Source organism: Mycobacterium sp. 1165178.9, assembly GCF_001673555.1.
Lineage (GTDB): Bacteria > Actinomycetota > Actinomycetes > Mycobacteriales > Mycobacteriaceae > Mycobacterium.
On the sequence record NZ_LZMB01000008.1, the window covers coordinates 1 to 5,489 of the forward strand.

A 5,489-nucleotide genomic window follows, 5' to 3' on the forward strand; every position below is an offset into this window, starting at 1 on the left:
ACGCATTTTCGACGCACTCGCCAGCACCGACAAAACGCAGGCATCGGTGGACACCGACCACTACTTCACCACCCCGGTGTCGGCTTCGGCGTTGATCACCAGGGCGGGACAGGTGATTCGGGCCAGGTGCGGTTCGGCGCGGGTCTGCGCCGCCCGCAGGCTCCACATGCTCAGCCAGTTGCGCAGCGTGCAGGCCGCCGCGATCCCCTGTGCCGAGCGATTCGCCTTGGCCGGGATACCGGCGTAGCACATGTTTGGCTGCCGTTTGGTGGGCTCGATGCTGGCGTCGACCATGCGGGGATCGGCCCAGGTCCGCATCACGGAAAACGGGCGGTCGGAAAAACCCGCCGCGCGAACGCGTTTGAGCTCGGTTTCGGCCCAGTCGGTGATCGCGTGATTGCGTGCGGTCTGCGCTTTGCGGTAGCGGGCGAGAAATTCCGGTGAGTAGGGCGGGCCGTTGCGCTCGTCGAACAGGTCGAGGTCGGCGTCGGTGGCGACGGGGTCGTTCTCGTCGACGACCGCGGCGTCCATCCAGGCGGTGAGCACCTCGGGGCGGCCGGGATGGGCGGCGGTAGCCACGTAGCCGTCTGCGCGGGGCAATTCGGTCACCCCTGCCGCCGGGCGCATCCCGTCCAGCGGGGTGACGTTCGGTTCGACGGCCTGCGACTGGTACGCGGCCATCAGCGAGCCGCCACCCGAATTGCCCAACAGCACAACGGTATCCACGCCCTGCACCTCACGCAGCCAGCGGACGCCGACCCCGATGTCGACCAGAGCGTGGTCGAGTAGGAAGCTGCTTTCGAAGCCGCGAAACCTGTTGTTCCAGCCCAGAAACCCGATGCCGCGGGTGGCCATGTAGTCGGCGAGATAGTGCTCGGAGAAGTCGATCTGGTAGTGCGTGGCGATCACCGCCACTCTGGGTTTGCGTCCCACCCCCCGGTGATACAGACCCTGACACGGGTGCCCGCCCGCGCCCGCGCGCCCCGCGCTGGGGGACGGCAGCCCGACGAATTCGCGGATCACTCCGGCACCGGTACGACGAGTCAATTCAGCGGTCCCCCTCACGCGTAGATGGCTCGGTAGTAGATGTTGGCCAGGGTTCGGATGCAGGCCTGATCGTCGGGTTCCACCGCATGGTCCCCGCCGAGCTGGATGTAGCAGAACTGGTTGAACATCGCCACGATGGCCTCGGCGAGCAGCCGCGGATCGTCGTCGGGGCAATAGCCCTGCGCCTGGGCGCGTCGGACCGACTCGGCTATGAAAGAGATTGGTATTTCACAGATCTCGGCCCAGTATCGGGCGAAGTCATCGTTGATCATCGCCAGCTGTGACACGCTGATCACCTCGGCGAGCCGATTGCGGTAGGTGTGCCAATGTGCGGAAGCCGCGGCGTGCGCACGCTCCCGATCGGACAAACCATGTTCGGTCACCGAGAGAGCGCGTTCGTTGGCCTCGTCGCGGAAGCGCTGCGCCCACTGACGCACCATCGCCTCTTTCGAGTCGTAGTAGTTGTAGAACGATGCCGCTGACCGCCCGGCTTCGGCGGCGATGTCGGCGATGGTCGTGGCCAGGACGCCCTTGCGCGAGATGACGGTCCGGGCGGCCATATCGATGGCGGCCTGCGTGCGCCTGCCTCGAACGGTGGGAAGCTCGGCGGGCTGGCCGTCCCGGCCAGCCGGGGACGCCGCGGTCGACACCTGCGCACCTCCCTGGGCTAAAACTGAAACTGATGTTAGATTCAGATTTGGATCTTGGCCAGGATCTTCAAGCCGGGGACCGAGGGGAGCCACCACATGATCAAGCCGCACAACACCAACACGGAATTCGAACTCGGCGGGATAAACCATGTCGCCCTGGTGTGTTCGGACATGGCGAAAACCGTGGACTTCTATAGCAATATCCTCGGCATGCCGCTGATCAAATCGCTGGATTTACCCGACGGTGCGGGTCAGCATTTCTTCTTCGACGCCGGAAACGGCGACTGCGTCGCATTCTTCTGGTTCGCCGACGCCGCCGACCGGGTGCCGGGGATCTCGTCGCCGGGCGCCATCCCGGGCATCGGCGACATCACCAGCGCCGTCAGCACCATGAATCATTTGGCCTTCCACGTGCCGCCCGAGAAGTTCGACGCCTACCGCCAGCTCCTCAAGGACAAAGGGGTGCGGGTCGGGCCCGTGCTCAATCACGACGAGAGCCCCATGCAGGTGTCCGCGACCATGCATCCCGGCGTTTACGTGCGCTCGTTCTATTTCCAGGATCCGGATGGCATCACCCTCGAATTCGCCTGCTGGGTAAAGGAATTCACAAGCGGCGACGCCCGGGCGGTGCCCAAGACCGCGGCCGACCGCCGGCCTCCGGTGGGTGCGGCGCACTGATCCGACCGGGCCGAGCCGGAGGGATATTCCCATGACCGACGGCATTCTGACCGACGCGCAGATCGCGGCGCTGACGCCCCAACAACGCCGGGAACTGATCACCAGGCTGGAGCAGCCGCTCGGCGACGTGATCGACCCGGACTTCCTGGCGCGGGTGCGGCGCATCCGGTTGAGTCTGATGATCGGTGGCTCCATGGCGATGGTGCCGTGGCTGGGCTATCTGTCGGTGACGCTGCCCGAGAATTACGTCGCGCACAACTGGCCCATCACCTGGATCGGTTTCGACGTGCTGGTGGTCGGGTTCATGCTGACCACGGCGGCGCTGGGATACCTGCGCCGCCAACTGCTGGTGCTCGCCGCCTTCACGACCGGGGTCCTGCTGATCTGCGACGCGTGGTTCGATTTGATGACCGCCGGGCCCAAGGACATCTGGCTGTCGGTGATCACGGCGGTGCTGGTTGAGGTGCCGCTGGCGATCTTCATGATCACCAGCGCGGTGCGCATCATGCGGCTCACCATGATGCGGTTGTGGCTGCTGCATCCCGGCATGCGGCTCTGGGACCTGCCGCTGTTCCCTTGAGCCGATGAAGGTTTCGCTCGACTCAGCCGGCTGTGAACTCAGGTGGGCGCTAGGCCACGTGTTTCGATGAGCCGGTACAGGTTCGGCTCGGCGAGCTCGTCGAGCAGCGCCGCCAGCTGATCGACGAGCTGGTCTGGTTCCAGTCGGACGGCACCGGCCAGCCAGGCGCTGATGGTTTGCCCGACGCCGCCGACAACGAAATGCGCTGCGGCCTTGATGCGTTCGTTGGACGGGACCTGGAGGGCGCGGCCGACGTGCTGACCGGACAGCATGGCGAACAGCGCGCTGGACTCGACGCGTTTGCGCACGATCACCGGATCGGCGAGCTGCGTGCTGAACAGCAGCCGCCCAACGCGGGGGTCTTCGGTGATGGTCCGCACGATGTCGGCCATGCAAGCGCGGGCCTGTTCGGCCGCTGGTGCTGCCGCGACGGCGGCCTGGGTGGTTGCGGCCAGACCGGCCACCACCCAGTCGAAGACCGCGCCGACGAACTCGTCCTTGTCGGCGAAGCTCTCGTAGAAGTATCTGGCGGCCAAGCCGGCGCCTCGGCACACGCCGCGGACGGTGACCGCCGAGACGTTCTGGTGCTCCGCCCCGAGCAGGTCCAAGCCCGCGGCGAGCAGCCGATTACGGCGGGTGGCCAGGCGCTCGGCGGCCTCGACCCCGCGATACGGCCGCGCGCTGTCGCTCATGGAAACCATCTTGACACCTGCGGCCGCGCACGACAATATCAGGAAACGAGCGTTCGCACATTAGCGCCCGGCGCTGCGGGAGGATCTGATGGCTATTCATGAGCCGGTTCACCAGCCGGTTGGGCACGTCGAGCGCAGAGTCACCGACCCGCCCCGCGGCCAGCGGTGCAGGCGGGGGCGGCTACTGGGTATCGACGAGGGCTTGATGGGAATCGCGCTGCTGGCCGGCCCGGCGAACGTGATCATGCAATTGGCGCAGCCCGGCGTCGGATACGGCGTGATGGAGAGCCGCGTCGAAAGTGGCCGGGTCGACCTGCACCCCATCAAGCGCGCCCGCACGACCTTCACCTACCTGGCCGTGGCGACCAACGGCACCGATGCCCAGAAGGACGCGTTCCGGCGCGCGGTGAACCGAGCCCACGCGCAGGTGTACTCCACCGCGGAAAGTCCGGTGTCCTACAACGCCTTCGATCCAGCGCTTCAGTTGTGGGTGGGGGCCTGCCTGTACAAGGGCGGCGTCGACATCTACCGCATGTTCATCGGTGAACTCGAGGGCGAGGATGCCGACCGTCACTATCGGGAGGGCATGACGCTGGCCACCACTCTGCAGGTGCCGCCGGAGATGTGGCCCGCCGACCGCGCCGCGTTCGACCGTTATTGGGAAGAGTCGCTGGCCAAGGTGCACATCGACGACGCCGTGCGCGAGTACTTGTTTCCCATTGCCGCCAACCGGATTCGGGGCGTGCGACTGCCGCGACGGTTGCAGCGCCTCTCCGAGAACTTCGCATTGCTGATCACCACGGGTTTTTTGCCGCAGCGGTTCCGCGACGAGATGCGGCTGCCTTGGGACGCAACCAAGCAACGCCGCTTCGACAGGCTGATCGCCGTGCTTGCCACGGTGAACCGGTATCTACCGCGGTTCATCCGGCAGTTCCCGTTCAACGTCTTGCTGCACGATTTGGACCGCAGGATCAAGAAGGGCCGTCCGCTCGTGTGACGGACCGGGCCGGCTAGCCCGTCAGTTGAAAACGATAATCATATTCATTAGGCTTCGTCAGTCTGGTAACCCTTCCAGCCTGAGGAGTGCCTATGACGGCGCCAATTTGGATGGCCTCGCCGCCCGAACTGCATTCCGCGCTGCTCAGCAGCGGCCCCGGCCCCGGGCCATTGCTGGCCGCGGCCGATGCCTGGTCACAGCTGAGCGCCGAATACGCCTCGGCCGCAGAGGAATTGAGCACATTGCTCGCTGGAGTCCAGACTGGGGATTGGCAGGGGCCCACGAGCGAGTCTTACGCTGCCGCGCATGCACCCTACCTAGCCTGGCTGACGAAATCGAGTGCCGACAGCGCCACGGCCGCCAGTCAACACGAGGTGGTGGCGGCGGCATACACGGCAGCCCTGACTGCCATGCCCACACTCGCGGAACTGGCCACCAACCACGTTGTGCACGGAGTCTTGCTGGCGACGAATTTCTTCGGCGTCAACACGGTCCCCATCGCCGTCAACGAGGCCGACTATGCGCGAATGTGGACCCAGGCGGCCACCACGATGTCCACGTATCAAGCCGTGTCCACCGCGGCCGTCGCGTCGACACCCCAACCCGATCCGGCCCCGCCCATCGTGAAATCCGATGACTCGAACGATGATTCGGGGAGCCCGTTTCACGATCCCAAGATCGACAATCCGCTCAACGACTTTATCGCGAATATCCTGAAAAACTTCGGGATCGACTGGGACCCCGCCGAGGGCACGGTGAACGGGCTGGACTACGACGCCTATGCCAACGCCGCGGACCCTATCTTCTGGGTGGTGCGCGCCCTGGAACTGCTGGAGGATTTCGAG

Annotated in this window: 6 protein-coding genes and 1 pseudogene; 4 read left to right on the forward strand and 3 right to left on the reverse strand. The window is 65.5% G+C overall.

Annotation, left to right across the window (positions count from 1 at the left end; all coding sequences use genetic code 11):
• Positions 1-69 precede the first annotated feature (69 nt).
• Both A5652_RS00540 and A5652_RS00545 read right to left on the reverse strand, forming a co-directional pair.
• A pseudogene (locus A5652_RS00540) lies at positions 70-1,047 on the reverse strand (alpha/beta hydrolase family protein); the annotation flags it as partial.
• A gap of 14 nt (positions 1,048-1,061) precedes the next feature.
• On the reverse strand, positions 1,062-1,607 hold the full coding sequence (locus tag A5652_RS00545) for a TetR/AcrR family transcriptional regulator (RefSeq protein ID WP_197513674.1): 546 nt from the start codon (positions 1,605-1,607) through the stop codon (positions 1,062-1,064).
• Positions 1,608-1,793: 186 nt separating this feature from the next.
• Here A5652_RS00545 and A5652_RS00550 point away from each other — a divergent pair, with 186 nt between their 5' ends.
• Positions 1,794-2,375, forward strand: a complete 582-nt coding sequence (locus A5652_RS00550) for a VOC family protein (protein WP_067345414.1) — start codon at positions 1,794-1,796, stop codon at positions 2,373-2,375.
• Between the two features lie 31 nt (positions 2,376-2,406).
• Positions 2,407-2,955, forward strand: a complete 549-nt coding sequence (locus tag A5652_RS00555) for a hypothetical protein (protein WP_067345417.1) — start codon at positions 2,407-2,409, stop codon at positions 2,953-2,955.
• A gap of 38 nt (positions 2,956-2,993) precedes the next feature.
• Here the strand turns inward: A5652_RS00555 and A5652_RS00560 are convergent, their stop codons facing one another.
• The gene (locus A5652_RS00560; protein WP_067345420.1) at positions 2,994-3,656 is read right to left on the reverse strand and encodes a TetR/AcrR family transcriptional regulator; all 663 of its coding nucleotides are present in this window, start codon (positions 3,654-3,656) and stop codon (positions 2,994-2,996) included.
• Between the two features lie 79 nt (positions 3,657-3,735).
• Between A5652_RS00560 and A5652_RS00565 the strand changes: the two genes are divergently transcribed.
• Complete coding sequence (locus tag A5652_RS00565; RefSeq protein ID WP_067345424.1) at positions 3,736-4,644, forward strand: oxygenase MpaB family protein; 909 nt, start codon at positions 3,736-3,738, stop codon at positions 4,642-4,644.
• Positions 4,645-4,736: 92 nt separating this feature from the next.
• The coding region (locus A5652_RS00570; RefSeq protein WP_156745072.1) for a PPE family protein at positions 4,737-5,489 on the forward strand (753 nt) is incomplete at its 3' end.

What these genes read in the sequence shown, in the direction of transcription:
- A5652_RS00565 (WP_067345424.1), top strand. Translation starts at nt 3,736, where the DNA reads ATGGCTATTCATGAGCCGGTTCACCAGCCGGTTGGGCACGTCGAGCGC.
- A5652_RS00550 (WP_067345414.1), top strand. Translation starts at nt 1,794, where the DNA reads ATGATCAAGCCGCACAACACCAACACGGAATTCGAACTCGGCGGGATA.
- A5652_RS00555 (WP_067345417.1), top strand. Translation starts at nt 2,407, where the DNA reads ATGACCGACGGCATTCTGACCGACGCGCAGATCGCGGCGCTGACGCCC.
- A5652_RS00545 (WP_197513674.1), bottom strand. Translation starts at nt 1,607, where the DNA reads ATGGCCGCCCGGACCGTCATCTCGCGCAAGGGCGTCCTGGCCACGACC.
- A5652_RS00560 (WP_067345420.1), bottom strand. Translation starts at nt 3,656, where the DNA reads ATGGTTTCCATGAGCGACAGCGCGCGGCCGTATCGCGGGGTCGAGGCC.